At 70.6% G+C, this 25,473-nt stretch carries 23 protein-coding genes and 1 pseudogene; 14 read left to right on the top strand and 10 right to left on the bottom strand.

Annotated features, from left to right (window positions below; genetic code table 11):
* Nucleotides 1–50: 50 nt before the first annotated feature.
* The 3 genes from SALPAC2_RS0112260 to SALPAC2_RS0112250 all read left to right on the top strand — a co-directional run bounded on the left by SALPAC2_RS0112260 (nucleotide 51) and on the right by SALPAC2_RS0112250 (nucleotide 3,480).
* Nucleotides 51–911: a bifunctional methylenetetrahydrofolate dehydrogenase/methenyltetrahydrofolate cyclohydrolase gene (locus tag SALPAC2_RS0112260; protein ID WP_018216949.1), complete on the top strand. Its 861-nt coding sequence runs from the start codon at nucleotides 51–53 to the stop codon at nucleotides 909–911.
* Between the two features lie 122 nt (nucleotides 912–1,033).
* Nucleotides 1,034–1,984, top strand: coding sequence for a malate dehydrogenase (locus SALPAC2_RS0112255; protein WP_018216948.1), 951 nt, complete (start codon nucleotides 1,034–1,036; stop codon nucleotides 1,982–1,984).
* A 281-nt stretch (nucleotides 1,985–2,265) separates the two neighbouring features.
* Nucleotides 2,266–3,480: an NADP-dependent isocitrate dehydrogenase gene (locus tag SALPAC2_RS0112250; protein WP_018216947.1), complete on the top strand. Its 1,215-nt coding sequence runs from the start codon at nucleotides 2,266–2,268 to the stop codon at nucleotides 3,478–3,480.
* A 325-nt stretch (nucleotides 3,481–3,805) separates the two neighbouring features.
* On the opposite strand, the gene cysC is transcribed toward SALPAC2_RS0112250, so the two are convergent.
* Both cysC and SALPAC2_RS0112240 read right to left on the bottom strand, forming a co-directional pair.
* The gene (gene cysC, locus SALPAC2_RS0112245) at nucleotides 3,806–5,332 is read right to left on the bottom strand and encodes an adenylyl-sulfate kinase (RefSeq protein WP_018216946.1); all 1,527 of its coding nucleotides are present in this window, start codon (nucleotides 5,330–5,332) and stop codon (nucleotides 3,806–3,808) included.
* Between the two features lie 91 nt (nucleotides 5,333–5,423).
* Entirely contained in the window at nucleotides 5,424–6,002 is a 579-nt protein-coding gene (locus SALPAC2_RS0112240) for a DM13 domain-containing protein (RefSeq protein ID WP_018216945.1), read from the bottom strand.
* Nucleotides 6,003–6,127: 125 nt separating this feature from the next.
* Here SALPAC2_RS0112240 and SALPAC2_RS0112235 point away from each other — a divergent pair, with 125 nt between their 5' ends.
* The 4 genes from SALPAC2_RS0112235 to SALPAC2_RS0112220 are packed head-to-tail and all read left to right on the top strand — an operon-like array spanning nucleotide 6,128 to nucleotide 9,579.
* Complete coding sequence (locus tag SALPAC2_RS0112235) at nucleotides 6,128–7,042, top strand: ABC transporter ATP-binding protein (protein ID WP_018216944.1); 915 nt, start codon at nucleotides 6,128–6,130, stop codon at nucleotides 7,040–7,042.
* Nucleotides 7,035–7,913 carry an ABC transporter permease gene (locus SALPAC2_RS0112230; RefSeq protein WP_018216943.1) on the top strand — a complete coding sequence of 293 codons (879 nt, stop codon included), beginning with the start codon at nucleotides 7,035–7,037 and terminating at the stop codon, nucleotides 7,911–7,913. Before SALPAC2_RS0112235 ends, SALPAC2_RS0112230 begins: the two co-directional genes overlap by 8 nt.
* A complete protein-coding gene (locus tag SALPAC2_RS0112225) occupies nucleotides 7,910–8,866 on the top strand; it encodes an ABC transporter ATP-binding protein (RefSeq protein ID WP_026184674.1) in 957 nt (318 codons plus the stop codon). Before SALPAC2_RS0112230 ends, SALPAC2_RS0112225 begins: the two co-directional genes overlap by 4 nt.
* 2 nt (nucleotides 8,867–8,868) lie before the next feature.
* Nucleotides 8,869–9,579, top strand: a complete 711-nt coding sequence (locus SALPAC2_RS0112220) for an ABC transporter permease (protein WP_018216941.1) — start codon at nucleotides 8,869–8,871, stop codon at nucleotides 9,577–9,579.
* 56 nt (nucleotides 9,580–9,635) lie between these two features.
* On the opposite strand, the gene SALPAC2_RS0112215 is transcribed toward SALPAC2_RS0112220, so the two are convergent.
* On the bottom strand, nucleotides 9,636–9,908 hold the full coding sequence (locus SALPAC2_RS0112215) for a LuxR C-terminal-related transcriptional regulator (RefSeq protein ID WP_018216940.1): 273 nt from the start codon (nucleotides 9,906–9,908) through the stop codon (nucleotides 9,636–9,638).
* Nucleotides 9,909–10,201: 293 nt separating this feature from the next.
* On the opposite strand from SALPAC2_RS0112215, the gene SALPAC2_RS0112210 reads away from it, so the two are divergent.
* A complete protein-coding gene (locus tag SALPAC2_RS0112210) occupies nucleotides 10,202–12,895 on the top strand; it encodes an ABC transporter permease (protein WP_026184673.1) in 2,694 nt (897 codons plus the stop codon).
* A 3-nt stretch (nucleotides 12,896–12,898) separates the two neighbouring features.
* Nucleotides 12,899–13,639, top strand: coding sequence for an ABC transporter ATP-binding protein (locus SALPAC2_RS0112205; protein ID WP_018216938.1), 741 nt, complete (start codon nucleotides 12,899–12,901; stop codon nucleotides 13,637–13,639).
* 18 nt (nucleotides 13,640–13,657) lie between these two features.
* Here the strand turns inward: SALPAC2_RS0112205 and SALPAC2_RS0112200 are convergent, their stop codons facing one another.
* Genes SALPAC2_RS0112200 through SALPAC2_RS0112185 form a run of 4 tightly spaced genes read right to left on the bottom strand, consistent with a single transcriptional unit; the run spans nucleotide 13,658 to nucleotide 19,394 of the window.
* Nucleotides 13,658–15,592 (bottom strand): ABC transporter ATP-binding protein, encoded by a 1,935-nt coding sequence (locus SALPAC2_RS0112200; RefSeq protein ID WP_018216937.1) that lies wholly within the window; start codon nucleotides 15,590–15,592, stop codon nucleotides 13,658–13,660.
* On the bottom strand, nucleotides 15,589–17,406 hold the full coding sequence (locus SALPAC2_RS0112195; protein WP_018216936.1) for an ABC transporter ATP-binding protein: 1,818 nt from the start codon (nucleotides 17,404–17,406) through the stop codon (nucleotides 15,589–15,591). Before SALPAC2_RS0112195 ends, SALPAC2_RS0112200 begins: the two co-directional genes overlap by 4 nt.
* A gap of 36 nt (nucleotides 17,407–17,442) precedes the next feature.
* Nucleotides 17,443–17,955, bottom strand: a complete 513-nt coding sequence (locus SALPAC2_RS0112190) for a methylated-DNA--[protein]-cysteine S-methyltransferase (protein ID WP_018216935.1) — start codon at nucleotides 17,953–17,955, stop codon at nucleotides 17,443–17,445.
* Entirely contained in the window at nucleotides 17,952–19,394 is a 1,443-nt protein-coding gene (locus tag SALPAC2_RS0112185) for an AlkA N-terminal domain-containing protein (RefSeq protein ID WP_018216934.1), read from the bottom strand. The genes SALPAC2_RS0112190 and SALPAC2_RS0112185 overlap by 4 nt, the downstream gene beginning before the upstream one ends.
* Nucleotides 19,395–19,533: 139 nt before the next feature.
* On the opposite strand from SALPAC2_RS0112185, the gene SALPAC2_RS0112180 reads away from it, so the two are divergent.
* The 3 genes from SALPAC2_RS0112180 (at nucleotide 19,534) to ychF (ending at nucleotide 21,970) form a co-directional block, all read left to right on the top strand.
* Nucleotides 19,534–20,034 carry a hypothetical protein gene (locus tag SALPAC2_RS0112180; protein WP_018216933.1) on the top strand — a complete coding sequence of 167 codons (501 nt, stop codon included), beginning with the start codon at nucleotides 19,534–19,536 and terminating at the stop codon, nucleotides 20,032–20,034.
* 53 nt (nucleotides 20,035–20,087) lie between these two features.
* The gene (locus tag SALPAC2_RS0112175) at nucleotides 20,088–20,819 is read left to right on the top strand and encodes a Type 1 glutamine amidotransferase-like domain-containing protein (protein WP_018216932.1); all 732 of its coding nucleotides are present in this window, start codon (nucleotides 20,088–20,090) and stop codon (nucleotides 20,817–20,819) included.
* 65 nt (nucleotides 20,820–20,884) lie between these two features.
* Complete coding sequence (gene ychF / locus SALPAC2_RS0112170; RefSeq protein ID WP_018216931.1) at nucleotides 20,885–21,970, top strand: redox-regulated ATPase YchF; 1,086 nt, start codon at nucleotides 20,885–20,887, stop codon at nucleotides 21,968–21,970.
* Nucleotides 21,971–22,315: 345 nt separating this feature from the next.
* Here ychF and SALPAC2_RS0112165 read toward each other — a convergent pair whose 3' ends face one another.
* Together SALPAC2_RS0112165 and SALPAC2_RS0112160 are read right to left on the bottom strand one after the other, a co-directional pair.
* On the bottom strand, nucleotides 22,316–22,924 hold the full coding sequence (locus SALPAC2_RS0112165) for an HD domain-containing protein (protein WP_018216930.1): 609 nt from the start codon (nucleotides 22,922–22,924) through the stop codon (nucleotides 22,316–22,318).
* Nucleotides 22,921–24,048: a helix-turn-helix domain-containing protein gene (locus SALPAC2_RS0112160; RefSeq protein WP_026184671.1), complete on the bottom strand. Its 1,128-nt coding sequence runs from the start codon at nucleotides 24,046–24,048 to the stop codon at nucleotides 22,921–22,923. The genes SALPAC2_RS0112165 and SALPAC2_RS0112160 overlap by 4 nt, the downstream gene beginning before the upstream one ends.
* A 404-nt stretch (nucleotides 24,049–24,452) precedes the next feature.
* On the opposite strand from SALPAC2_RS0112160, the gene SALPAC2_RS28480 reads away from it, so the two are divergent.
* Together SALPAC2_RS28480 and SALPAC2_RS28325 are read left to right on the top strand one after the other, a co-directional pair.
* Nucleotides 24,453–24,632 carry a hypothetical protein gene (locus SALPAC2_RS28480; protein ID WP_018216928.1) on the top strand — a complete coding sequence of 60 codons (180 nt, stop codon included), beginning with the start codon at nucleotides 24,453–24,455 and terminating at the stop codon, nucleotides 24,630–24,632.
* A complete protein-coding gene (locus SALPAC2_RS28325; RefSeq protein WP_026184670.1) occupies nucleotides 24,629–24,925 on the top strand; it encodes a hypothetical protein in 297 nt (98 codons plus the stop codon). Before SALPAC2_RS28480 ends, SALPAC2_RS28325 begins: the two co-directional genes overlap by 4 nt.
* A gap of 23 nt (nucleotides 24,926–24,948) precedes the next feature.
* On the opposite strand, the pseudogene SALPAC2_RS28610 reads toward SALPAC2_RS28325, so the two are convergent.
* Nucleotides 24,949–25,026: pseudogene (locus SALPAC2_RS28610) on the bottom strand (HD domain-containing protein); the annotation flags it as partial.
* Nucleotides 25,027–25,473: the final 447 nt, after the last annotated feature.

Genomic DNA, 25,473 nt, shown 5'->3' with positions numbered 1-25,473 from the left:
CTGTTCGGGTCGTCGGCTCCGCACGCTGGCCGGCGTGAGACGATCTGGAGGTGACGGCGACGCTTCTGGATGGCAAGGCGACCGCAGCCCAGATCAAGGACGAGCTGCGGGTGCGCGTGAAGGCTCTCGCGGAACGGGGTGTCACTCCCGGTCTGGGCACTGTCCTGGTCGGCGGCGATCCCGGCTCCCAGGCGTACGTCAACGGCAAGCACCGGGACTGCGCCGAGGTCGGCGTCGCCTCGCTGCGTCGGGAGCTGCCGGCCGACGCCACGCAGGAGCAGGTGGACACCGTGCTGGCGGACCTGAACGCCGACCCGGCCTGTCACGGCTACATCGTGCAGCTGCCGCTCCCCGGCCACCTCGACACCCAGCGGGTGCTGGAGCTGATCGACCCGGACAAGGATGCCGACGGTCTGCACCCGGTCAACCTGGGCCGGCTGGTGCTCGGCTACCCGGGGCCGCTGCCCTGCACCCCGCGCGGGATCGTCGAGCTGCTCCGCCGGCACGACGTGGCGCTGCGAGGTGCCCGGGTCGTCGTGGTCGGTCGGGGTAACACGGTCGGCCGCCCGCTCGGGCTGCTGCTCACCCGGCGCAGCGAGAACGCGACCGTCACCCTCTGCCACACCGGCACCCTCGACCTCACCGCGCACACCCGGGCGGCGGACATCGTGATCGTCGCGGCCGGGGTGCCGGGGCTCCTCACCGCCGACATGATCACGCCGGGTGCGGTGGTGGTGGATGTCGGTATCACCCGGGTGATCGGCCCCGATGGTAAGGGCCGCTACACCGGCGACGTGGATCCCGGCGTCACCGAGGTGGCCGGAGCCCTGGTCCCGATGCCCGGCGGCGTGGGCCCGATGACCCGCGCGATGCTGCTGACCAACGTCGTGGAGCGGGCCGAACGCGGCTGAAGTCCCCCAGCGGCACCGAAGCGCACGCATCGAGGGTGTAACCGTCCGACCCTGACCGGATCGGTGCCAGGATGGCTGATACGGTCCGGAAAAACCGACTGGTATCAGGGAGTGGGACGTCAATGGGTAAGAAGGTCACTGTCGTCGGGGCCGGCTTCTACGGCTCCACCACCGCGCAGCGTCTGGCCGAGTACGACGTCTTCGACACCGTCGTCATCACTGACATCGTGGAGGGTAAGCCGGCGGGTCTCGCCCTGGACCTCAACCAGTCGCGGGCCGTCGAGGGCTTCGAGACCAAGCTGGTTGGCGTGACCACCGGCCCCAACGGCGAGGGCTACGAGGCCATCGAGGGCTCGGATGTGGTCGTCGTCACCGCCGGCCTGCCGCGCAAGCCGGGCATGAGCCGGATGGACCTGCTGGAGACCAACGCCAAGATCGTCCGGCAGGTCGCCGAGAACGTCGCCAAGTACGCGCCGAACGCCGTCGTGATCGTGGTCTCCAACCCGCTCGACGAGATGACCGCGCTGGCCCAGATCGCCACCCAGTTCCCGCACAACCGGGTGCTCGGCCAGGCGGGAATGCTGGACACCGCCCGGTTCACCAACTTCGTGGCCGAGGCGCTCGGCGTACCGGTGGCCTCGGTACGGACGCTGACGCTGGGTTCGCACGGGGACACCATGGTCCCGGTGCCGTCCAAGAGCAGCGTGGCCGGCAAGCCGCTGCGCGAGGCGATGCCCGCGGAGCAGATCGAGGAGCTGGTGGTCAAGACCCGCAACGGTGGCGCCGAGGTGGTGGCGCTGCTGAAGACCGGCTCGGCCTACTACGCCCCGTCGGCCGCCGCCGCCCGGATGGCGAAGGCCGTCGCCGAGGACTCCGGCGACGTCATGCCAGTCTGCGCCTGGGTGGACGGGGAGTACGGCATCTCCGGCGTCTACCTCGGGGTGGAAGCGGAGATCGGCGCGCAGGGGGTCCGCCGAGTCGTCGAGACCGACCTGGACGCCGATGAGCTGGCCGCCTTGAAGGAGGCCGCCGAGGCGGTCCGCGCCAAGCAGAGCGACGTCGCCAGCATGTGATCATCCCGACGGCGGCCCCGCGGCCACCCGGCCCGCGGCCACCCGGCCCGCGGCCACCCGGCCCCGCGGCCACCCGGCTCGCGGCCACCTAGTCCCGCGGCCACCCGGCTCGCGGCCACCTGGCCCCGAGGCCACCTGGTCCCGGAGCCACCCGGCCGCGGGCCGCCGTCGCCCCTCGCCGAGGGTTCGGTCCCTGGAATGAGGCCGGCTGGGGAGACCGAGATTGTTTGCAGTACGCTCGTACTGCTTGAGCATGTGTCCCCCGAGAGGAGCGCCGGCCGATGGCGAAGATCAAGGTAAACAACCCGGTCGTAGAGCTCGACGGCGACGAGATGACCCGGATCATCTGGAAGCAGATCCGGGAGCAGCTGATCCTGCCCTACCTCGACGTCGACCTGCGGTACTACGACCTCTCGATCCAGCACCGGGACGAGACCGACGACCAGGCCACCGTTGACGCCGCCAATGCGATCAAGGAGCACGGCGTCGGCGTCAAGTGCGCCACGATCACTCCGGACGAGGCGCGGGTCGAGGAGTTCGGCCTGAAGAAGATGTGGCGGTCGCCGAACGGCACCATCCGCAACATCCTCGGCGGCGTCGTCTTCCGCGAGCCGATCATCATGTCCAACGTGCCGCGGCTGGTGCCCGGCTGGACGAAGCCGATCATCATCGGCCGGCACGCCCACGGCGACCAGTACAAGGCCAGCGACTTCGTCGTCCCCGGGCCCGGCAAGGTCACCATCACCTACACCCCGACCGACGGTACCCAGCCGGTCGAGATGGAGATCGCCAACTTCCCCGGCGGCGGTGTCGCCATGGGCATGTACAACTTCGACGAGTCGATCCGGGACTTCGCCCGCGCCTCCATGCGGTACGGCCTCGACCGTGGCTACCCGGTCTACCTGTCGACCAAGAACACCATCCTCAAGGCGTACGACGGCCGGTTCAAGGACATCTTCGCCGAGGTCTACGAGGCTGAGTTCAAGGCCGAGTTCGAGGCGGCCGGCATCAGCTACGAGCACCGGCTGATCGACGACATGGTCGCCGCGGCGCTCAAGTGGGAGGGTGGCTTCGTCTGGGCCTGCAAGAACTACGACGGTGACGTGCAGTCCGACACCGTCGCACAGGGCTTCGGCTCGCTCGGCCTGATGACGTCCGTGTTGATGACCCCGGACGGCCGTACCGTCGAGGCCGAGGCCGCGCACGGCACCGTCACCCGGCACTACCGGCAGTACCAGAAGGGCGAGAAGACCTCGACCAACCCGATCGCCTCGATCTACGCCTGGACCCGGGGCCTGGCCCACCGGGGCAAGCTGGACGGCACGCCGGCGGTTGCCGAGTTCGCCAACACGCTGGAGAAGGTCATCATCGAGACCGTTGAGGGCGGTCAGATGACCAAGGACCTCGCGCTGCTCATCTCGCGGGACGCCCCGTGGCTGACCACCGACGAGTTCATGAACGCGTTGGACGAGAACCTGGCCCGCAAGCTCGCCTGATCAATCCCGACCGGCGGGGCCGCCGACTACCGATTGGGGTAGTCGGCGGGGCGGGGTCGAGCCGGATAGCGCGACTTTCTCCGGCGCGCCTCGTTGACCCAGATGGACGAGATGCCAGTCGCGTCCAGGAAAGTTGACCGTGGTCGCCCACGATGTGCGCCGCCCGTCAGCTTCCCGGCTGTCGCACACAGCCAGCCGTCCCTTCCCAGCGGGGGGCCCTGTCCCGGGCCCCCCGCGCCCCGGTTCTGAGCCTTTCCCGGCTCCCGGTTCCGGTTCTGAGCCCGCTCCCGGGCCCCGCTCCCGACTCCGGGGCCTATCCCGGGAACTACCCGTTCGGGTGGCGGGGCTCGACCCACCCCGTCTCGGCCAGCTGGTGCAGGACCGCCTGCACCGCCTCCTCCACCGACAGGTCGGTCGTGTCGAGTGTCAGGTCAGCGTCGGTCGGTTCCTCGTACGGGTCGTCCACTCCGGTCATCCCGGTCAGCAGGCCGGCGCGGGCGCGCGCGTACAGGCCCTTCCGGTCCCGCTGCTCGCAGACCTCCAGCGGGGTGGAGACGTGGATCAGCAGGAAGCCCGCCCCGGTGGCCAGCGTCATCTTTCGGGCCTCGGCCCGCGCCTGCTCGTAGGGGGCGATCGGGCAGCAGATCGCCACCCCCCGGTGCCGGGCGATCTCGGCAGCCACCCAGCTGATCCGGCGGATGTTGGTGTCCCGATCGGCCTTGCTGAAGCCGAGCCCCGCCGACAGCTCCCGGCGCACGATATCGCCGTCGAGCAGGGTGACCGTCCGTTCGCCCTGCTCCCGTAGGGCATCGGTGAGCCCACGGGCGATGGTGGACTTGCCGGAACCGGAGAGGCCGGTCAGGAAGATGACCAGTCCTCGGTAGCGGCGGGGTGGCCGGGCGTGCACCAACTCCTTCGCCACCGCCGGGGGAGTGTGCCACTCCGGCAGCGGGAAACCCCGGTCCAGCAGGTCGTCAATCTCGGCCTGGGTCAGCGCCTGCCGCCGGTTGCGTGGCGGGATGTCCTCCCGCCACCGCCACTGCCCGTCGCGGTTGTCGTAGGCCAACTCCCGTGGAACCAGCACCCGCAGCCCGGCCCCGGAGAGCGTCTCGCCGGTGGAGAGCAGATGGGTCACCCCGTACGCCGCCGAGACCCGCGCCCGGAGTAGCGCGTCGGCGATCTCCTCGCGGCGGCGGGGCAGCGGAACGGCGACCAGCGTCGCCGGCGGCATCCGGTCCCGGGCGGCGAAGACGCTGCGCACCAGGGCCTCCGGCGGCAGCTCGCCGCCGTCCGCACCGACCGGGATCAACACCAGCAGGTGGGCGCCGAGGGTGCGGGTCGCGTGGGCGATCTGGGCGAGCTGCGGCCGGTGTAGCGGCCGGTCGGCGACCACCCCGAGCACCCGGCCGGGTGGCAGCAGTGAGCGAATCTCCTCCGGGGTGCGACGCAGCCGCTGGAACGGGCCGTGCCCGCCGTCACCGAGCCGGCGAACCGGGCCGCCGACCCCGGTCACCCCGTCGCGGATCGGCCAGGTGTCGGCGACCTCCAGCGCGGCCATCGGGGCCCCCTCGCCGTCGGTCAGTACCAACGTGCGGTGGGTCGGATCGCGGACGTCGAGCCGCTCGACGAGGGCCGTGGGCACCTGGAGCGTTACCGGCACCGACCAGGGAACGCCGTCGGTCAGCCGACCCCGCCGACTCACCGAGACCAGCTCGGCGCGGGTCATGAAGCCGGTCAGCGGGGTGTACGCCCCGGTGAGGAGTAGCTCCAGGTCGGCCTGTTCACCCGGGCGGGGCGAGTACGCCGGCGCGTCCCGCAGCACCTCGTCGGGCGGCACCCAACCGTTACTCATGAACCCCCCAAATCACTGTTCGGCATTAGTTTCTCAGCCGACGGGGGGATCGGTCGAGTGCCACTCCAGGAGACGGGGGTGTGGCCGGACCTCAGGCAGTGGCCAAGGGGGCCGCGCCGAAGGACACCGCGAACCGTTTGCACCAGATTGACACGCTGGTCAGCTTGTCCAGGTCCACGTCGGCCGGGATGTCGTACGCCTGGTCGCCGCGGTTGCCCTTGAGCCGGCCCAACTCGACCCAGTGGCCGTCGTCGAACACATGCCACCCGGCTTCGCCGGTCCGCACCGGCTGGTCGGTCAACCACACCCGCAGGTCAGGGCCGTTGGAGGTGGCTAGGCCGACCAGTTCCAGCCGCAGCTTGCCATCGGTGGTGCGGATGATCCGGGCGGTGCCGCTGGTGTCGTGTTCGTGGGTGATGAACTCGCCGCTGCGCACGATCACCGGGCCGGTGTCCGAGGCGGAGCCCTCGTCCGGAGTGGAGCCTTCGCCGGGCGTGGAGTTGGCCGGCGACGACGGCGCACCGGTGGCCACGACCGAGAGTTCTTCGTTCACCTCGGTGTCGGTGACCAGTTTCCACGGCTGGAACCAGTAGAGACCGAAGGCGGTGCCGGCGGCGAGAACGGTGACCGCGACCCAGGTGAGCGGGGCGCGCAGCAGTCTTGAGGCCATGTCTACAGTCTGCCGGTCGGGGCCGGTGGGTGAAATTACCGGAGGCTTACGACTGCCGCCCTTACGGGAATGATCAGGGGCGCGTCGGGTGTCGACGGCGGGCGGCACCTGCCTAGGCTGGGAGCGTGGCACTCATTGCGACCGAGTCGCTGACCAAAACCTACCGGGGTGGGGTCACCGCGCTGACTGATCTGACCGTCGTGGTCGAGCCCGGCATCGTCGGTCTCGTCGGCGCGAACGGCGCCGGCAAGTCCACCCTGATCAAGATCTTGCTCGGCCTGCTTCCGCCGACCAACGGGCAGGTCCGGGTCCTCGGCCTGGATCCGACCACCCAGCCCGAGCAGGTCCGGGCGCGGGTCGGCTACATGCCCGAGCACGAGGCCCTGCCACCCGACCTCACCGCCGCCGAGCTGGTCACCCACCTCGGCCGGGTCAGCGGCCTGCCGCGGACGGTGGCCCGGGAGCGGGCCAGCGAGGCCCTGCGACACGTCGGGCTCTACGAGGAGCGCTACCGCCCGGTCGGCGGCTACTCAACCGGCATGAAGCAGCGGGTGAAGCTCGCGCAGGCCCTGGTGCACGACCCGGACCTGCTGCTGCTCGACGAGCCCACCAACGGGCTCGACCCGGCCGGGCGGGACGCGATGCTCGCCCTGATCCACCGGATCGGCACCGAGTTCGGCATCTCGGTGCTGGTCTGCTCGCACCTGCTCGGCGAGGTCGAGCGGATCTGCGACACGCTGGTCGCCATCGACGGCGGCCGGCTGCTGCGGGCCGACCGGATCGACGCCATGACCTCGGCCACTGACGTGCTCGCGGTGGAGGTCAGCGAGGGCACCGAGGAGCTGGCCGCCCACCTGGCCGCGCTGCGGCTGCCGGTCCGCCGGGACGGCCGCCTGCTCCTCGTCGAGTTGGCCGATGACGACACTTATGATCAGATCCTCGGTGCGGTCGCCGAGCTGGACCTGCCGCTGCACCGGTTGGACCAGCGTCGCCACCGGGTGGCCGAGCTGTTCGCCACGAGGGAGCCCAGCCATGTCTGAGTCGACCGGAGTCATTCACGACATCGGCTACCAGCGTTACTCGGGCCCCCGCCTCGGCCGTGGCCCGGTTTTCGCCGCGCTCTACCTGCACGGGCTGCGCACAGTCTTCGGCTTCGGCCGCAGCGCCAAGGCGAAGATCTTCCCCTGGCTGGTGGTGGGCATCGTGATCGTGGTCGCCGCGGTGGTCGCCGCCGTCCGCAGCCAGATCGGTCAGGTGGTGCTCACGTACGCGCAGTTCGCCGACACGATGAGCTGGCTGATCATCTTCTTCGCTGCCGTCGCCGCCCCCGAACTGGTCAGTCGCGACCTGCGCAGCGGAGTGCTGCCGCTGTACTTCTCCCGGCCGCTGGCCCGGTCGGACTATCCGCTGGCCAAGCTCCTCGCCCTGGTCACCGCGCTCTGGTTGTTGCTCGGCGGTCCGCAGCTGGTGATGTTCCTCGGCGCCGCCTTCACCACCGAGGAGGGGCCACGGGGAGTCTGGAACGAGCTGCTCGACCTGCTGCCGGGCCTGCTCTACGCCGGTCTCTGGGCAGCGGTCTTCGGCGCGATCGGCGTGTTGATCGCCGCGCTCACCGGCAAGCGGGCGTTCGCCGCCGGCGGGATCGTCGCGGTCTTCCTGATGACCACGCCGATCGTCGGCATCCTCGCCATCCTGCCCGCCCAGACGATCAATGAGCTGGCCTTCCTCGCCTCCCCCATGACCATGGTCAACGGCGTGGGCACCTGGGCGCTCGGTGACCTGCTCTTCGAGGGCGGGGGTGGACTGCCCATCGGTGGGTTCGGCCCGCTCTACGCCCTCGCGGCCGTGCTGCTCGTGGCCGGCTGTGTCGTCCTCCTGTTGGCCCGCTACCGGAAGGTGGCCACCCGATGAGCGTGACTAGTGTGGAGCCGAGGTCGACGTCGGCGCCCACGGGCAGCCGACTGGAGCTGGCGGGGGTCTCCCGCTGGTACGGCAACGTGGTCGCCGTCAACGACGTCAGCATGAGCCTGGGGCCGGGGGTCACCGGCCTGCTCGGCCCCAACGGTGCCGGTAAGACGACGCTGCTGCACATGATGGCCGGTTTCCTCGCGCCGTCCCGTGGCGCGGTGACCCTGGACGGGGCGCCCACCTGGCGCAACCCCGAGGCCTACCGGCGACTGGGCCTGGTCAGCGAGCGGGAGGCCGTGCACACCTTCCTCACCGCGTACGAGTTCGTGCTGGCCAGTGCGCGGATGCACCAGCTGCCGGACCCGGCGGAGGCCGCTCACCGGGCGATCGCCCTGGTCGAGCTGGAGGGGGCGCAGTCCCGCCGGATCGGCACGTACTCCAAGGGCATGCGGCAGCGGGCGCGGGTGGCGGCGGCGCTGGTCCACGACCCGCAGGTGCTGCTGCTCGACGAGCCGTTCAACGGGATGGACCCGCGACAGCGGCTGCACATGATGGACCTGCTGCACCGCCTTGGCGGCGCCGGGCGCACCATCCTGTTCAGCTCGCACATCCTGGAGGAGGTCGAGCAGCTCTCCGGCACGGTGCAGGTGATGGTCGCCGGCCGGCTCGCCGCCTCCGGCGACTTCCGGACGATCCGTCGGTTGATGACCAACCGGCCGCACGTCTTCGCGGTCCGGTCCACCGACGACCGGGCGCTCGCGGTGGCGCTGATGGCGGAACCGTCGGTGACCGGCGTGGAGCTGGGCCAGGCCGGGCTGACCGTGCGGGTGAGCGACTACGGCGCCTTCACCCGGGTGCTGCCCAAGGTCGCCCCGGCCCGGGGGATCCGGGTGCGGCAGCTGGTGCCCGAGGACGAGTCCCTGGAGAGCGTGTTCTCCTACCTGGTGGAGGCCTGACCATGTCGACTGTTTCCTGGATCACCGCCCGGGGGCTCTTGGGGCGGCGTCGTTTCCTGCTGCTGTTCCCGCTGCCGGTGCTGCTGGTTCTGCTCGCGGTGCTCTCCCGCTCGCTGGGGGTGGATCCCGGCGAGTGGGGGCCGCCGGTGCTGGTCGGTCTCGGGTTGGCCGTGGTGCTGCCGGTGATCGCGTTGATCGTCGGGACCGGCGTGCTCGGCGCGGAGATCGACGACGGCACCGTGGTGCACATCCTCACCAAGCCGTTGCCGCGCTGGCAGATCGTGTTGCCGAAGCTGGCGGTGGCGGCCGGAGTCACCGCGGTCACCGTCGCCGTACCGCTGTATGTGGCCGGTGTCCTCGCCAGCTCGGTCCGGGTCGGTCTGGCGCTCGCCGCCGCCGCCTCCATCGGTGCGCTGGCCTACTGCGCGTTCTTCCTCGCGCTCAGCCTGGTCACGCGGCGTCCGGTGCTGCTCGGGCTGGTCTACGTGCTGATCTGGGAGGGGCTGCTCGGCAACTTCGTCAGCGGGACGAAGGTGCTCTCCATCCAGCAGTACGTGATCGCGCTCGCCGACCGGTTCGCCCCGACGGAGTTGCTCGCCACCGATGTCTCGGTGCCGGTCGCGGCGGTGATGAGCACGTTGATCGCGGTCGGTTTCACCGCCCTGGCGGTTGATCGGCTCCGGTCGTTCAGCGTGGCCGGCGAAACCAGCTGAGGCAGCCAGCGGCCCCGCCGGCGGGTCGCTGGCGGGGTGATCCGAACAGCGCGGGGTTAGGGCGATTCGTCCAAAGCTTGGCAGCCGCAGGCGAGGTGGTGCTGCGCACCGATTCGCTCGCTGCTGAGCCAGCCGCGTTGGCCGACCTCGATGCCGAGTGCGAGCCGCCCCGCGACTCCGAGCGTCCGGGTCAGCCGGTCGAGGTGCCGGCGTAGCGTGCGTTCGCTGATGTGGAGCTCCCGTGCGGCGGCGGCGTCATCCTTACCGGAGGCTTTGGACCTCAGGATGGCGATCTGCAGCGACGTTGGGCTGACATCTGTCTTCGACATGGGTCCTGCGGCCCTTCCCCCGTGGCGCGGCCCCCGGTTGCCCAGAGGCAGCCCAGGGGTCGAACCATCATCAGGGCCCCTACCCTGCCTGTCAACAGGTCTTGCCGGTGGCCGGATCCGGTCAATTGGGAGGAGCCGGCCTTGATCGGTCAGATAGTCCATAGCTAATCTCCGATACTGCTGGCCAGCGGTTGCCGGCGAGGCGCACCTCGGTGCGGCGGGGCTATCGAGGCGGGGGCGCACCGGTGTGGACTTTGATTCAGTCGCAGCTCAAGCGGCGCCCCGGCCGGGCGTTGGCACTGTTGGCCGGAATCGCGGTGGCCGTCTCCAGCTTCACTGTCCTTACCGCGGCCTCGGAGGCATCGCGGCTGGAGGTCGTCGGTACGGTAGGGGCGAATTCTCGGTCGGCCTATGACGTCCTGGTGCGCCCTCCGCAGTCCCGCCTCGAGCTGGAAAATGCCAAGGGTCTGGTGCGGCCCAACTTCCTCTCTGATCATTTCGGCGGCATCACGCTCGACCAGGTGACGCAGATTCGGTCCGTGCCGGGAGTCGATGTGGCGGCGCCGATCGCCATGGTGGGCTTCGGCAATCTCGCTGGCGGGGCTCCGGTGGAGCTCGGTAGCTCGGTGCCACGTGATCGGCGGTCGTTGTTTCGCATCAGGTCAACCCGGGTTGTTGACGGCGGGTTGACCCGGATCGAGCTGCCGAACAAATACTCCTACTTCACTCCGAACGAGATCCAGGTTGACCTGGAGAAGACCCCCCACGACCCGTGGCTGGAGCTCGCGAACGGTCAGCAGGTGCCGGTGTGTCGCGAGGATGCCGACGCCCTGCCTGAGTCCAGTGGAGATTCGGACCCGGCCATTGGGTGCAACTCCCTGAGTCGGTTTGGGGATCGTGCCGTCACCGATCCGGGAACGGCAACCATTCCCTGGCCCGCTCCCTACCTCATCGCGGCAGTGGATCCGGCGGCCGAGGCGGAACTGATCGGGTTGGACCGGAGCGTGGTCTCCGGGAGCTACCTTCCCCAGACCTGGGCTGAGGAGTCGATCGACCCAAAGCTGCGCACGGTGCCGGTCCTGCACAGCGCCCAGCCCACGACCGACGCCACACTCGAGGTGGTCGTCGAGGCCCTGCCCGCCGAGGCCGCCGAGCGAGCTGTGGGAAGCGTTGGCAGCGACTTCGCCCGCTCACTGGAGACGGTGGCCGGCGAACAGGTCTGGTCCGGCAGCGTGACGGCCGAGGACGCCTACCAGCGGGTGAGTCAACAGTACAGCGGGGATCAGGGGCATCGCTCACTGGACACCTACTGGCGGCCCGGCCCGGTTGACCAGGAGCCGGTGGGTGACACCCTCGTCCCGCAGCCCACCACGGTTCCACCGGCTCAGTGGGGAGAAGAAGGCCTCGTCGTGCAGATTGCCCCCGAGACAGCGGACACCCCGTTCCGGGAGCTGTCGATCCACGGAAATTCGCCGAGCACCCAATCGTGCCCCGATGAGCCCGACCCTGACTGCGATCCCACCTATCGGGTGCAGCTGCAGTCGGTCGGGGCCTTCGACCGGGCGGCGCTGACCGAGTTCTCCGCGCTCGCCGCCGAGTCGGTCGCCGCGTTCACCCCAGCCCGACTGAGCTGCGCCGACCAGCGCTCCTGCGACCTGCTCAACGGCGCTGATCTGCGGCCGAACGCCTCACCCGTCGGCTACCTGCAACAGCCGCCGACGCTGCTCACCACGCTCGACGCGCTGCCCGCCTTCAACAACGGCTACTACCGCAAGGACGCCTCGGCCAGCGCGCCGATCTCCGCGGTGCGAGTGCGGGTCGACGGGGTGGCGGGTTTCGACGACGCGTCCCGGGAACGGGTCCGGCTGGTCGCCGAGGAGATCAACGAGCGGACCGGGCTCGAGGTGGACATCATGCTGGGGGCGTCGCGGTCACCCCAGGCCATCAGCCTGCCCGAAGGCGAGCTGGGCCGTCCGGCACTCAGCCTGACCGAACTGTGGACCAAGAAGGGCGTCGCCGCCGTCATCACCGAGGCCGTCGACCGCAAGAGCCTCCTGTTGTTCGTACTGGTGCTGGTCGTTTGCGCCCTCTTCATCGGCAACGCCTCGGCGGCCGCGGTGCGGACCCGTCGCACCGAGCTTGGCATCCTGGCCTGTGTGGGCTGGTCCCGGCGGGCCCGGTTCACCCTGGTGCTCGGCGAGTTGATGCTGTTGGCGGTGATCGCGGGCCTCATCGGCGCCGGGGTCGCCTGGACGACGGCTGGTGCCCTGGGGTTGACGTTGAGCTGGCAGCGCTGCCTGCTGGCGATCCCCGCAGCAATTGTGATCTCCGCCGGTGCGGGCCTGATCCCGGCCTGGTCCGCCTCCCGGGTGGTGCCCATGGCCGCCGTCCGGCCCGCGGTCGCGACGGGGCGCCGTACCTCCCTCCGGCTCCGAGTCGTCGGTCTGGGGCTGGCCAACCTGCGCCGTCGCAGCTCCCGGAGTCTGCTCGGCGGGGCGGCACTGGCGCTGGGCACCAGCGCCCTGACGCTGCTCGTCGCGATCACCACCCAGTTCGAGGGGAGGCTGGTCGGCAGCCTGCTCGGAGACGTGGTCTCCGTCCAGGTACGCGAGGCCGACTACGCGGCGGTCATCGCGATGTTGGTCCTGGCGGTGATCTGCGTGGCGGACGTGCTCTATCTCAACGTACGCGAGCGGGCGGCGGAGTTTGCGACGCTACGCGCCACCGGCTGGACCGAGACGAGTATCGCCGCCCTCATCACGGTGGAGGGGGTCGCTATCGGCCTGCTCGGATCTCTGGTCGGAGCCGGCGCGGGCGTGGCGGCAGCGCTGGGGCTCAGCGGGTCCGCTGACTCGCTGAACGCGCTGCTGGTCCTGGGGGGAGTGACCGCAGTGGCCGGAGCGGCGGTCGCTGCCCTCGCTCTCGTCGCGCCAATCACCGCCCAGCGCCGGCAGAACACCGTTCGCCTGCTCGCCGAGGACGATTGAGGGATGACGACAGTGTCAGCTGAAACCGAGGCCAGCCCCGCCACGTCGGACGACGACGTGATGGTGCGCGTGACCGACCTGACCAAGGTGTACGAAACCGGTGCCGAGCATCCGATCAGTGCGTGCGACCGGATCAGCCTGGCTGTCGAGCGTGGGAAGCTCGTCGCGGTGACGGGACCGTCCGGCTCGGGCAAGTCCACCCTCCTGCACCTCATCGGGGCGCTGGACAGCGCCGACAGCGGCACGATCATGGTGGATGGTCGTGAGGTGACGTCGCTGCGGGGTCGGGAGCTGGCTGTCTACCGACGCACCATCGGCTTCGTCTTCCAACGTTTCCACCTGCTGCCGACCCTCACCGCCCTGGACAACGTCATGGCACCGGTGCTCCCGCTGAAGGTCGCCTTCGACAAGAAGGAACGTGCCCGCGAACTCCTGGCTGAGGTCGGGCTCGCCGGGCGCGAGGATGCGCTGCCGTCGAAGCTTTCCGGGGGGCAGCAGCAGCGCGTGGCGATCGCCCGTGCGCTGATTCAGCGACCGAGCCTACTGCTGGCGGACGAGCCGACCGGAAACCTCGACTCGCAGACCGGGGCCCAGATCATCGATCTGCTGTTCAACCTCCGCACCACGGCGAAGACCACCATCATGATCGCCACGCACGACGAGGGGCTGGCGGACCGCTCGGACCAGATCGTTCAAGTCCGGGACGGCAAGGTGGTCAGCGCCGTCGGGCCCGGTGTCGCCTGACTGACCTTCTCCTCTCGCTCAGCTCAGGGAATCCAGCCACTGGCGGTGCAGTGCGGCGTACCGCCCGTCGCTGTGGACCAACTGCCCCGGTGGTCCGTCCTCGACGATCCGCCCCGACTCCAGCACCACCACCCGGTCGGCGATCTCGACGGTGGAGAGTCGGTGCGCGATCACCAGCGCCGTACGGTCCCGCAGAATGGTGGCCAGGGCCCGCTGGACCGCGCGTTCGGTCGGGACGTCGAGGGACGAGGTCGCCTCGTCGAGGATCAGCACCGCCGGGTCGGCCAGGAACACCCGGGCGAACGCGACGAGCTGCCGCTGACCGGCCGAGAGCCGGCTGCCGCGGCGATGCACCTGGGTCGCGTACCCGTCGGGCAGTGCGGTGATGAACTCGTCCGCGCCGATCGCCTTCGCCGCCGCCGCCACCGCGGCGTCGTCGGCGTCCGGCCGGCCGAAGCGGATGTTCTCCGCGACCGTACCGCCGAAGAGGTGGGTTTCCTGCGTGACCAGGACGAGTGTCTGCCGTAGGTCGGCGTCGGCGAGGTCCCGCAGGTCCACACCGCCCAGCGAAACGGTGCCCGTGTTCGGGTCGTGGAAACGGGCGAGCAGCTTGGCGATGGTCGACTTGCCGGCGCCGGTCGGCCCGATCAGCGCGACGGTCTGTCCGGCCGGGATGTCCAGATCCAACCCGCGCAGGATCGGGGCCTGCGGGTGGTACCCGAAGGAGACCGAGCGGAAGGCGACCGCGCCGCGCCCGGATTCGGCGGCCGGCAGCGGCACCGGGCGGGCCGGCTCCGGTACCTCCGGTTGCTCGTCCAGCACCCCGGCGAGCTTCTCCAGCGCCGCGGTGGCCGACTGCAGCGAGTTGTAGAACTGGCTCAGCTCCTGCATCGGCTCAAAGAACCGACGCAGGTAGAGCAGGAAGGCGGCGAGCACCCCGACCTCGGCGTGACCGTTGAGGACGCGCCACCCGCCGTAGCAGAGCACCACCGCGATGGTGACGTTGCCGATCAGCTTGACCCCGGGCGAGTAGGTGGCGATCAGCTGGAACGCGTGCAGGCTGGCCCGTCGGTAGTCGTCGTTGACTCGGGTGAAGATCCGCTGGTTGCGCGGCTCGCGGCGGAACGCCTGCACCGCCCGGATCCCGCGCAGCGACTCGACGGTGTGCACGATGACCAGGGCGATGCTGTCCCGGGTCCACCGGTACGCGACGGCCGAGGTGCGGGCGAACCAGCGGGACAGCCAGAACAGGAACGGGAACGCCAGCAGCGTCACGGCGGCCAGCGGAAGGTCCAGCCAGAGCAGGATCGCCGCCACCGACAGGATCGACAGGGCGGCGAGGACCAGACTGTCGATGCCGCCGCCGACCAACTCGCCGATGGAGTCCAGGTCGCTGGTGAGCCGAGAGACCATCCGCCCGGAGGTGTACCGCTCGTGGAAGGTCACCGACAGGCGCAGGAAGTGCCGGTACACCCGGCGCCGGAGGTCGAGCAGCACGGCCTGACCGATCCGGGCGGAGCGGACGAGGAAGCCGCGGCGGGCGGTGTACTCGGCGACCGTGGCGACGACGAACGCGGCCGCGATATAGGCCAACGGCCCGGCGTCGCCGGCCCGCAGCGGCGGAATGGCGCGGTCGATGCCGAGCATCACCAGATACGGTCCGGCCATGCCCGCCACGTTTTGGATGAGCAGCAGCGCGACGGCGACGGCGAGCTGCCGGCGGTGCGGGTGGAGCAGGTTGCGCAGCAGCGCCCGGCTGCGGGCCCGCAGCCGGGCCACCGCCGCCGGGTCGGTGTCCTCGGCCCGGCTGCGGTCGGCGTCCGGGTCGACCGCGATGCCGCGCCAGTTCTCCTGGGTCGACTCCACCGCGCCGTTGCTGAGGAAGCAAGACCGCGGTCGCGGCACGGGGATGGCGGGCGGCGGGTCGCCGCCCGGATCGTCGCCGTCGGTCACGAGCGCACCAAACCGTTGGGGGCCGGATCGCCTGCCGGTGGCCCTGGTTCGGCCGAGAGCAGGGCACGGTACGCCGGCACCGTGGCGAGCAGGTCGGAGTGCCGGCCCAGCGCGGTGATCCGGCCGTCCTCGAGCAGGGCGACCCGGTCGGCGAGGGCGATCGTGGCCGGTCGGTGCACCACGACCAGCGTTGTCGTGTTGGGCAGGGCGCGGCGCAGCGCCGCCTCGACCAGCGCCTCGGTGTGGACGTCGAGGGCGGAGAGGGGGTCGTCGAGCAGGAGCAGGGCGGGGCGGCTGAGCACCGTCCGGGCGAGCGCCAGCCGCTGCCGCTGTCCGCCGGAGAGGGACAGGCCCTGCTCGCCGACCCGGGTCGCCAAGCCCCACGGCAGGTCGTAGGCGAAGGTGGCCTGCGCCAGCGTCAGCGCGGCCCGGACCTCCTCGTCGCCGGCGTCGGGCCGGCCCAGGGTCACGTTCTCCCACACCGACATGGAGAAGAGCGTCGGCTCCTCGAAGGCCACCCCGACCAGCCGGCGCAGCGTCGCCAACTGCAGGTGCCGCACGTCGTACCCGTCGATGGTGAGGTGGCCGCCGGTCACGTCGTGCAGCCGGGGCACCAGCGACAGCAGGGTGCTCTTGCCGGAGCCGGTCGCGCCGACCAGCGCCACGGTCTCGCCCGGCTCGACCGTGAGGTCGACCTCGCGCAGCACGGGTTCGCGGGCACCCGGGTACCGGAACGAGACACCCGAGAACCGCAACCGGCCGAGGAGCTGGGCGCGGGGTGGTGCGGCCGCGTCGGGAGCGTCCAGGATCGCGACCGGGGTGTCCAACACCTCCCGGATCCGGTCGGCCGCGGTGGCCGCCTCCTGCCCACCCGCGATGATCCACCCCAGGCCTTGTACCGGCCAGATCAGCAGGAGCTGGAGGCTGACGAAGGCCACCAGCTCGCCGATGGTGAGCGTGCCGGCCGCGGCGGCGCCCGCGCCGGCGACGAGGACGACGCCCAGGGTCAGGTTCGGCACCAGGTCGAGCCGGGCGGAGGTGTCGGCGAGTAGCCGTCCCTTGCCGACCGCGGTGTCGTGTAGCGCTCGGGAGCTGACGGCGAACCGGGCGGCCAGCTCCGGCCCGCGCCCGTACGCCTTCGCCGTGCGGAGCCCCTGCGCGGTCTCCTCCACCAGCGTGGCCAGGTCACCCTGCTGGTCCTGCATCCGGCGGGAGGCGGCGTGGTACGCCCGGGCGAACCGCCGGGCGAGCAGGAACAGCGGGATGGCGCTGACCGCCACGACCAGGCCCAGTACGGGGTGCAGCCGGATCAGCAGCGCCACCACCACGGTGTACGTGACCAGGTTCAGGGCGAGGAAGAGCAGGCCGAAGGAGAGGAACCGACGGATCGCCGAAAGGTCGGTGGTGAGCCGGGAGAGGAGCTGACCGGACTGCCACCGGTCGTGAAAGCTGGCCGGCAACCGTTGCAGATGGGCGTAGATGTCGGCCCGGATGGCCGTCTCGATCCCCAACGAGGAGGAGGACTGCACCCAGCGGCGGATGAAGATCAGCACTGCTTCGGCGAGCCCGAAGAGCAGCGCCAGGCCGGCGAGGCGGAACAGCCCGGCCGGATCCTGCCGGGCGACCGGCCCGTCCACCACCCGCTGCGCCACCAGCGGTACGGCGATCCCCGCCCCCACGGCGGCCAGGCCGGCGAGGAAGAGCCAGGCGAACTCCGGCGCGTACGGGCGCAGGTAGGGCCGCAGCCGCCAGAGGCTGTCGAGCGGATGTCGGCCCGTGGTGGGGCCCGGATAACCGTCAACCTCCGCGGGCACTACCCGACGTTACGTCTTTTAGGAACGTCGCCGGTGTCAGCTTGCTGTCAACTGACGCTCATGATTCAGCAGCCACTTCTTCACATCCAGCCCCCAGCGGTAGCCACCGAGCGTTCCGTCGGTGCGCAGCACCCGGTGACAGGGGACGAAGAGCGCGGCGGCGTTCCGGGCGCAGGCCGCCGCGGCGGCCCGGACCGCCGTGGGGCGACCGGCCAGCCCGGCGAACTCCGTGTAGGTGACCGGATCGCCCGGCTTCAGGTCCTGCAGCACGTCCCAGGCGTGGGCCAGGAACGCGCCGTCGGTGTGCTGCTCCACCGGAACCTCATCAACCGCGGTCACCTCCCCATCCAGGTACGCGGTGACGGCGGCGGTGACCGGGCCGAGGTCGCGTCGGTGGCGCAACGGGCCGCGCAGGCGTGGGTGGACCAGGGTGAGCAGGGCGGGCAGGTCGGTGGTGAAGCCGGCGGCTCGGACCGCCCCGTCCGGCCCGGCGAGGATGCCGAGCGGGCCGGCCGGGGTGTCGGCGACGGCGGCGTCGATCGTGTTCATGCTGCTCTCCAGAGTCGGCTCAGCGCGTACGAGCGCCAGGGGCGCCAGCGGTCGGCGTACGAGTGCAGGGTGTCCGGGCTGGTGGGGAGGCCGAGGGCGGCGGCGCCGCGGCGAACGGCCACATCGGTGGGGAGGAGGACGTCCGGGTCGCCGAGCGCGCGGAGCGCCACGTAGTCCGCGGTCCACGCCCCGATCCCAGGGAGGGCCAGCAGCCGTTGCCGGGTCTCCTGCCGATCCCCACCCGGCTCCAGGTCGACCTCACCGGCGGCCACCGCCGCGGCGAGCCGACGCAGCGTCTCCCGGCGGGCGGCGGGCATCCGGAAGGCCGAATCTGGCGCGGCCAGCACCTCCGCGGCGGCGGGGAACCCGGACAGCCCGCCGCCTTCCGCCTCGGCCACCGGGGTGGGGAGCTGGCGCAGGAGCCGGGTGAGCGTGGTGCGGGCGGAGGCCACCGAGACCTGCTGGCCGATGACCGCGCGGACCGCCACCTCGAAACCGTCGACCGTACGGGGCACCCGGACCCCGGGTTCCGCCGCGACCATCGGGGCCAGGGCGGGATCGGTGGCCAGGGCGGCGTCCACCGCGGTGGGATCGGCGTCGAGGTCGAGTAGCCGCCGGCACCGGGCCACCGTCGGCGCCAGGTCCCGCAGGTCGGTCAGGCGCAGCGTCGCCACCACGTGCCGCTCCGTCGGGGTCAGCGCCGCCGTACCGGTGCCGTGCGGCAGCCGCAGGCCCCGGTGGTAGGTGCCGGCGCGTACCTCGTCCACCCCCGGCAGCGTCCGCGGGGCGAGGAAGTCCAGCAGCGCCCCGATGTGCAGTGGGAGGCGGTAGGCCAGCCGTACCGTGATGGTGCCGGGACCCGCGGGTGCCGTTGGACCTCCCCGGGTGGCCCGCAGCTCGGACGGCGGGACCGCGTACACCGCGCGGAGCGTGTCGTTGAACTGCCGTACGCTGCCGAACCCGGCGGCGAACGCGACCTCCGCCAGCCCGAGGTCGGTGGACTCGATCAAGGTCCGCGCGGTCTGGGCGCGCTGGGCGCGGGCCAGCGCGAGCGGCCCGGCGCCCAACTCGGTGCGGAGCAGCCGGTACAGGTGCCGTTCGGTGTAGCCGAGCCGCGCCGCCAGACCGGGTACCCCGTCGCGGTCGACCACGCCGTCGGCGATCAGCCGCATGGCGCGACTCACCAGGTCAGCCCGGAGGTCCCACTGTGGCGAACCGGGGGTCGCGTCCGGCCGGCAGCGGCGGCAGGCCCGCAGTCCGGCCCCCTGTGCCGCGGCAGCAGACGGGAAAAATCGCACATTCTTTCGCTTCGGGGTGATCGCCGGACAGGATGGCCGACAGTAGATGCCGGTGGAGAGCACGCCGGTGTAGAACCAGCCGTCGAACCGCTGGTCACGGCTGTCAACGGCCCGGTAGCACCGCTCAAAGTCCAGGTCCACGCACCGATGATGCCTCCGTCCGGAGCCCGTCGGCTGGCGGGAAACGGACGTCGGCGTACCGCGGGGGTGCCCGGGGCAGGAACGGTCGGTCCTGGTCGGTACCGTCTCGCACACCAGATCATGGGAGAAGGGTGCGGCGATGGCGAGCGGGGCGGGCGGGCAGGCACCGACACTTAACGGGCACCCACCGCTGGATCCGGCGGTCACGCAGGGCTTCTTCACCCGGATGCGGGCGGTCGCACCGGCGGCGGTCGGAGCGCTGGACCGGGACCGGGCCGGGAACCCGGAGCGGGCGTTCGAGGAGACCGCCAGCGGCCGGCTCGTCCGCTCACTGGACGACGACCGGCTCCGTGCCCTCGGCATGTGGGTGCACCACTGGTGCGTGCGCTTCTACGACGATGACACCCGCGCGGCGCTGCGGCTGCTCGGCGAGATCGCTGCCCGGCCGGGGCTGGGGTGGACCGCCGACGAGGTTCGCTGGATGCTCCGCGAGTCGCACGCGGTCGGGCCGGCGGCCGACGCACGCTTCACCCTGCCGCTCGCCGCCGCCGCCGAACTGCCCCCGGAAACGCCGCGGATCGAGCCGGTCATCCCGCGGATCGAGCCGGTCATTCCCCGCCAGGCCCGCCCCCGGGACTGATCGGGGCCGCCCTCGGGGCAGGATGGGCGACGCCCCCGACGGAAAGGACAACCGTGACCGCCACCGAACCCACCATCCTCGCCACCAGCATGGGCATCTTCGCGCCGGCAGGCGCCGGCCAGCCCCGGCGGATCAACCCGGTCTTCGACCTGGCCGCCGACCTGGCCCGCGCGGTGGAGCCGCGGATCTGCTTCCTCGACCAGGCCCAGGGGGACCAGCCGGCCATGCTGACCCGGGTCTACGAGGGCTTCGCCGGCAGCCGGTTCCGGATGTCCCACCTGGCGCTGTTCCCGATGCCCAACGTCGAGGATGTGCGGGCTCACCTGCGGGCGCAGGACGTGATCTGGGTTGGCGGCGGCAGCGTGGCCAATCTGGTGGCGGTGTGGCGGGTGCACGGCCTCGGCGAGATCCTGCGGGAGTGCTGGGAGGCCGGGGTCGTGCTCGGCGGGGTGTCCGCCGGCTCGATCTGCTGGCACTCCGGCGGCGCCACCGACAGCTTCGGGACCACCCTGCGCGGCTTCACCGACGGGTTGGGCTGGCTGCCGTACGGCAACGGGGTGCACTACGACAGTGAAGACCAGCGGCGCCCGTTGATGCACCGGCTGGTCGGCGACGGCACCCTGCCCACCAGCCACTGCACCGACGACGGCGTCGGTCTGCTCTACCGGGGCGAGCGGCTGGTCGAGGCGGTCACGGACCGGCCGGGTGCGTCGGCGTACGAGGTCAGTCGCGGGCCGGACGGCGGCATCCGGGAGACACCCATCGGCCCACGCCTGCTGGACTGAGCCGGCGACAGGAATCGTTGGCCAGGTGCCGGTGGCCAACTGGCGGCGGCGTAAGCTGGCTCGTCGTGAGTCTCACCATCGGCATCGTCGGCCTGCCCAACGTCGGCAAGAGCACCCTCTTCAACGCGCTGACCAAGAATGACGTGCTCGCGGCGAACTACCCCTTCGCCACCATCGAGCCCAACGTCGGTGTGGTCGGCCTGCCGGACGAGCGGCTGGGCAAGCTCGCCGAGATCTTCGAGTCGCAGAAGGTGATCCCCGCGCCGGTGTCGTTCGTCGACATCGCCGGGCTGGTCCGCGGCGCCTCGAAGGGCCAGGGGCGGGGCAACGCGTTCCTCGCCAACATCCGGGACGCCGCCGCGATCTGCCAGGTCGTCCGGGCCTTCTCCGACCCGAACGTCGTGCACGTCGACGGCAAGATCGCCCCGGCGGACGACATCGAGACGATCAACACGGAGCTGATCCTCGCCGACCTGCAGACGCTGGAGCGGGCGATTCCCCGGCTGGAGAAGGAGGCCAAGCTCCGCAAGGACCGGGCCGCCGCGGTGACCGCCGCCAAGGCCGCCGTGGAGGTGCTCGACAACGGCACCACCCTGTACGCGGGCGCTGCTGCCGCCGGTGTCGCGCTGGAACACCTGCGCGAGCTGCACCTGCTGACCACCAAGCCCTTCCTGTACGTCTTCAACGTCGACGAGGCCGAACTGGCCAACGCCGAGTTCCTCGACGAGCTGCGGGCCCTAGTCGCCCCCGCCGAGGCCGTCTTCATGGACGCGAAGATCGAATCGGAGCTGGTGGACCTGCCCGAGGAGGAGGCCCGCGAGCTACTGGAGTCGATCGGGCAGGCCGAGCCCGGGCTGGACCAGCTCGTCCGGGTCGGCTTCCGCACGCTGGGGCTCCAGACGTACCTGACCGCCGGCCCCAAGGAGGCGCGGGCCTGGACCGTGCCGGTCGGTGCGAGCGCACCGGAGGCCGCCGGGGTCATCCACACCGACTTCCAGCGTGGCTTCATCAAGGCGGAGGTCGTCTCCTATGACGACCTGCTCGAGGCCGGCTCGATGAGCGCCGCGAAGGCGGTGGGCAAGGTCCGCATCGAGGGCAAGGACTACATCATGCAGGACGGCGACGTGGTGGAGTTCCGCTTCAACGTCTGAATTAAGCGTTGCCGTGTGAGTACTTCACCTGGTTGAATCCGGCTGTCCTCGCTCAAGGCGTGGTGGCTCCGGATGACCGCGCCCGCAACATGGAGAGGGTGGCAGCCCGTTCGAGTCGGGCCGAGTCCGGGGAGTCCCGCCGACTGCGGGGCTCCCAAGCCTCGCACACCGTCGGTGGCGAGAGCCCGGCAGCAATGCTGACAGGAACAAGCCGCGACATGGACAGCCGGCAGCGGCCGGACAGTTACCCGAGGTCGTGAACGCGAAGGACCTCCGCCCGGCACCCTGCACAGACCTTTCGAGCGATGGCTCTATTCGCCTGAGGTGATGGGCCTCAGTGGTAGGTCAGGGCCTGGTGTCTGAGGGCTGCTCCGGTGGTGGGGCAGGGGTGAGCCAGGCGAGGGGTTGTCCGTTGAGGGCGGCGTCGGCGAGCCGGTGGGCGCTGGTGGTCTTGAGTGCCGCGCGTGAGCTGTCGATCCAGCGTTGGACGTTGTTGCTGCCCTGGTGGCGGTATTCGACGGCTTGGACGAGGCATTCCAGCTTGTCGGCGTCGCGGGCGACGATGGCCTCGAGTGTCTCGCCCGCTTCGTACTCGGCGACGGCGGCGGTGATGAGGTTAGCGACGGCTGGTGGGCCGGCGGCGACCTGGTCGGCGGTGACGGTGGTGTTGGGTGCGGCGGTGAGGTAGCGCTTGGCGATGTGGGGGATGTCGGTGATCCGGGTTTCCTGGGTGTCGTGCAGGACGCACAGCATCGACACCCGGGCCGGGTCAGCGCCTTCCATGGCAGCGAGCATCAAACCGATCAGCGCGGTGCGGAACGAGTGGTCGGCGATGGACTCGGGCTGCTTGACACCGGCGAACCACCAGCCGGTGCGGGCGGCGCGCTTGAGGACGCCGGCTTCGAAGATGAAGCTCATGGCTCCGTCGGCGTCGGCGTTGTGGTCATCGGTCATCGGTCCGTCCCTGTGCTTTTGATTCCGTCTGCGCGCAGGCTGTAGACGATAGAGGTTAGTTCCTGTCGGGACTGTGGACAGGTGCGGTCGCTGTCCAGGATGCGGGTTCTGCGCTCAAGGAGCATGCGGCCCTGATCGGGGTTGTCGATAGTGAGGCCGCGTCGCACGGCGAGCAGCGCCCAGATGTTGTGAATGTTGAGATCGATAAAGGGATGCGTTGGGTTGAGGCGCTGGACCAGGTGCCGTAAGAGGACCGAGCCGTGCCAGTCTGCGAGCGGTGCCGGCATGAAGGAGTCGTCGCACTGGCGGTACGGGATCTCCCCGACCCAGTAGGCCGAGTAGTTGAGGGCTGCTCGCTGGCAGGCATCGTCCGGATGCGCGTGGGCGAGGAAGTCCCGCAACGGTTCCGGGTCGCCCTGGTTGGCCAGGGACGTGACCACGGAGCGGGCGTCGGGCCACAGCGGTGACCAGGTGCGGAACGTGATCGCCCGGCGGGCGCGGGTGCTGGTCTGGGCGAGCCATGCGGCCGTGGTCTTGGTGGGGTCCATGCCCGCGAGGAAGCAAGCTTGCCGGTGCAGCAGAACGTTCGGGTCGCGACCGGCGGCTGCGCGTTCAGCGAGCACGTGCAGCCGGGCGAAGAACAAGCGTTGCTCGTCGGTGGGCAGCGTCGGCCCCGATGCCACCGGACCCCGGCGGGCATGGGTGACGGTTAGTCCTCTGGCGAAGGTCGGTGTCTGCCCGAGAACAGCCCAGAGGATCAGGTCGGTCAGTCGGTGGGTGAGGACGGACCAGCCGAGCGGCTGTTCGGCGATGTCGATGCGGTCCACCTGCTCGTTGAGGACCGCAGTGAGGATGAAGTCTGCCTCGGCGGCATCGTCGAGAGCGGCTAGCAGGGTCACGTTCGCTCCGAGCCTTCCGAGTCTGCGCCGGACGGCGATTGCCTGCCCGAGCGGCACCGCCGCGAATGGCCGTCGTCCGGACTCCCAGCTCTGTACGGTCACGCGGTCCACGCCCAGGTCGGCGGCGAGTTGCTCCTGCGTCAGCGGGATGGACTCCCGGATCAGTTTGAGAAGGTAGCCGGTCACCTCGCCGCGTTGTGGTGCTGATCGTCCGCGACCTGCCATGCGTCATCCCTCCGTTGACCGGTGGTCAACGTTTCCGCCGTGAAATTAACGCTGTGGCGGACATGTGGCCTGCTCACTCGTACTTCGGGTGAGTCCCACCGCCGTCGTTGTGATCGTAGCGTCGTAGTTACCGAACGTTCCAGATCTGGTCCCGTGGCTCGGGGCCGGACATGGGGTGCTGCCCGGTGGAGGGAGCCAGTAATGCGGGACAGGACGTCACCGAGGCGACGAGTGTCCTACGACCAGTACCTGATCGCCGTCGCGATGACCCTGGTACGGCGACATCGGCCGGCGTGGTCGTGGCGCAAATGGAGGTGGCTGTGCCGTTGTGGGGCCGATCTGCCTTGTCGGAGCCGCCACCGTATCCCGATCAACCGCCGGCACTGGCCGGCTAAGGAAGAGCAGTGACCAACGACGTCGAGAGACGGATCCTGCTCGCGCATCGGCCAGGGGTGGACGGTCTGTGCGCCGGCTACCGTGCGTGGTGGTCACGCCTGGTCCCGTACCCGTGTTGGCAGGTGGAATGGCTGACCAGCCGACAGGCCCGCGCGAGCGTCGCCCGGTTTCTCGGCGGTGTGCGGTGACCACCCACGGCCCGGTCATGCCCGTCTGGAACTGCGGAGGCTGTGGTTTGCCCTGGCCCTGCACCACACGGAAGCAGGAGTTGCGGGCGCAATTTGTCGGCGCTCCGGTGTCGCTGGCGCTCTACCTTGGCTCCCACCTTGTCCAAGCCGCCGAAGACATGCCCTGGACACCGGCCGGCGCGTTGCACCACCGCTTTCTCGGCTGGACCCGACACCCGCCGGAGTTACAGCAGCGAAGGACAGCAACCATGCCAGCCGAACCGAACCGAGATGCACCCCAGTGGGCTCGCTGACCTCGGATCAGGCCGGAACCGGGGCGTTGGACGTTGTTGCTGCCCTGGTGGCGGTATTCGACGGCTTGGACGAGGCATTCCAGCTTGTCGGCGTCGATTGCGGTGCCCCGGTTCGCCGCCGTACCTTGGCCGTATGTTCGAGGTTCTGTTCGTGTTGGCCGCTCTGTTAGCTACCGTGCTCGGAATAGTGGTGGTGCGCAAAGTGCGGGTCAAGCGATTGGAAGGGCTGGGGGGCAGCGCCTACTCCGACGGATGGTGGGTCGCCGGGAGCGGTCGCCGGAGTGGCGATGACAGTGCCAGCGGGGGCGGCGACAGCGGGGGCGGCGGGGGCGGTGGGGGAGAGTAACGGCTCGTGGCGGCCGTTCTGGCTCTGGTGCCCGCGCAGCTCGGAGCACCCGTAGCCCTACTTCGGGGCCAGGGCCCGCTTCCCGAATCCGAGAGTGGCCCGTCAGCCCTTGGTCTCCACCCGGCTGCGAGCAGCCCTACGACAGCGACGAGGAAGAGGCAGGCAAACCCTGCACAGAGCATCAGGCCCAAGCCGGCGAAGA

The sequence above is a fragment of the Salinispora vitiensis genome (assembly GCF_000378825.1).
GTDB lineage: Bacteria > Actinomycetota > Actinomycetes > Mycobacteriales > Micromonosporaceae > Micromonospora > Micromonospora vitiensis.
The sequence above is the reverse complement of the archived record's forward strand: the minus strand, read 5'-3'. Positions and strand labels throughout refer to the sequence as shown.

Excerpts from the sequence above, each read along its gene's own strand:
- SALPAC2_RS0112230 (WP_018216943.1), top strand. The coding sequence starts at position 7,035 with ATGTCTGAGTCGACCGGAGTCATTCACGACATCGGCTACCAGCGTTAC.
- SALPAC2_RS0112255 (WP_018216948.1), top strand. The coding sequence starts at position 1,034 with ATGGGTAAGAAGGTCACTGTCGTCGGGGCCGGCTTCTACGGCTCCACC.
- SALPAC2_RS0112250 (WP_018216947.1), top strand. The coding sequence starts at position 2,266 with ATGGCGAAGATCAAGGTAAACAACCCGGTCGTAGAGCTCGACGGCGAC.
- cysC (WP_018216946.1), bottom strand. The coding sequence starts at position 5,332 with ATGAGTAACGGTTGGGTGCCGCCCGACGAGGTGCTGCGGGACGCGCCG.
- SALPAC2_RS0112225 (WP_026184674.1), top strand. The coding sequence starts at position 7,910 with ATGAGCGTGACTAGTGTGGAGCCGAGGTCGACGTCGGCGCCCACGGGC.
- SALPAC2_RS0112160 (WP_026184671.1), bottom strand. The coding sequence starts at position 24,048 with ATGGCAGGTCGCGGACGATCAGCACCACAACGCGGCGAGGTGACCGGC.
- SALPAC2_RS0112220 (WP_018216941.1), top strand. The coding sequence starts at position 8,869 with ATGTCGACTGTTTCCTGGATCACCGCCCGGGGGCTCTTGGGGCGGCGT.
- SALPAC2_RS0112215 (WP_018216940.1), bottom strand. The coding sequence starts at position 9,908 with ATGTCGAAGACAGATGTCAGCCCAACGTCGCTGCAGATCGCCATCCTG.
- SALPAC2_RS0112190 (WP_018216935.1), bottom strand. The coding sequence starts at position 17,955 with ATGAACACGATCGACGCCGCCGTCGCCGACACCCCGGCCGGCCCGCTC.
- SALPAC2_RS0112180 (WP_018216933.1), top strand. The coding sequence starts at position 19,534 with ATGGCGAGCGGGGCGGGCGGGCAGGCACCGACACTTAACGGGCACCCA.
- SALPAC2_RS0112205 (WP_018216938.1), top strand. The coding sequence starts at position 12,899 with ATGACGACAGTGTCAGCTGAAACCGAGGCCAGCCCCGCCACGTCGGAC.
- SALPAC2_RS0112165 (WP_018216930.1), bottom strand. The coding sequence starts at position 22,924 with ATGACCGATGACCACAACGCCGACGCCGACGGAGCCATGAGCTTCATC.
- SALPAC2_RS0112240 (WP_018216945.1), bottom strand. The coding sequence starts at position 6,002 with ATGGCCTCAAGACTGCTGCGCGCCCCGCTCACCTGGGTCGCGGTCACC.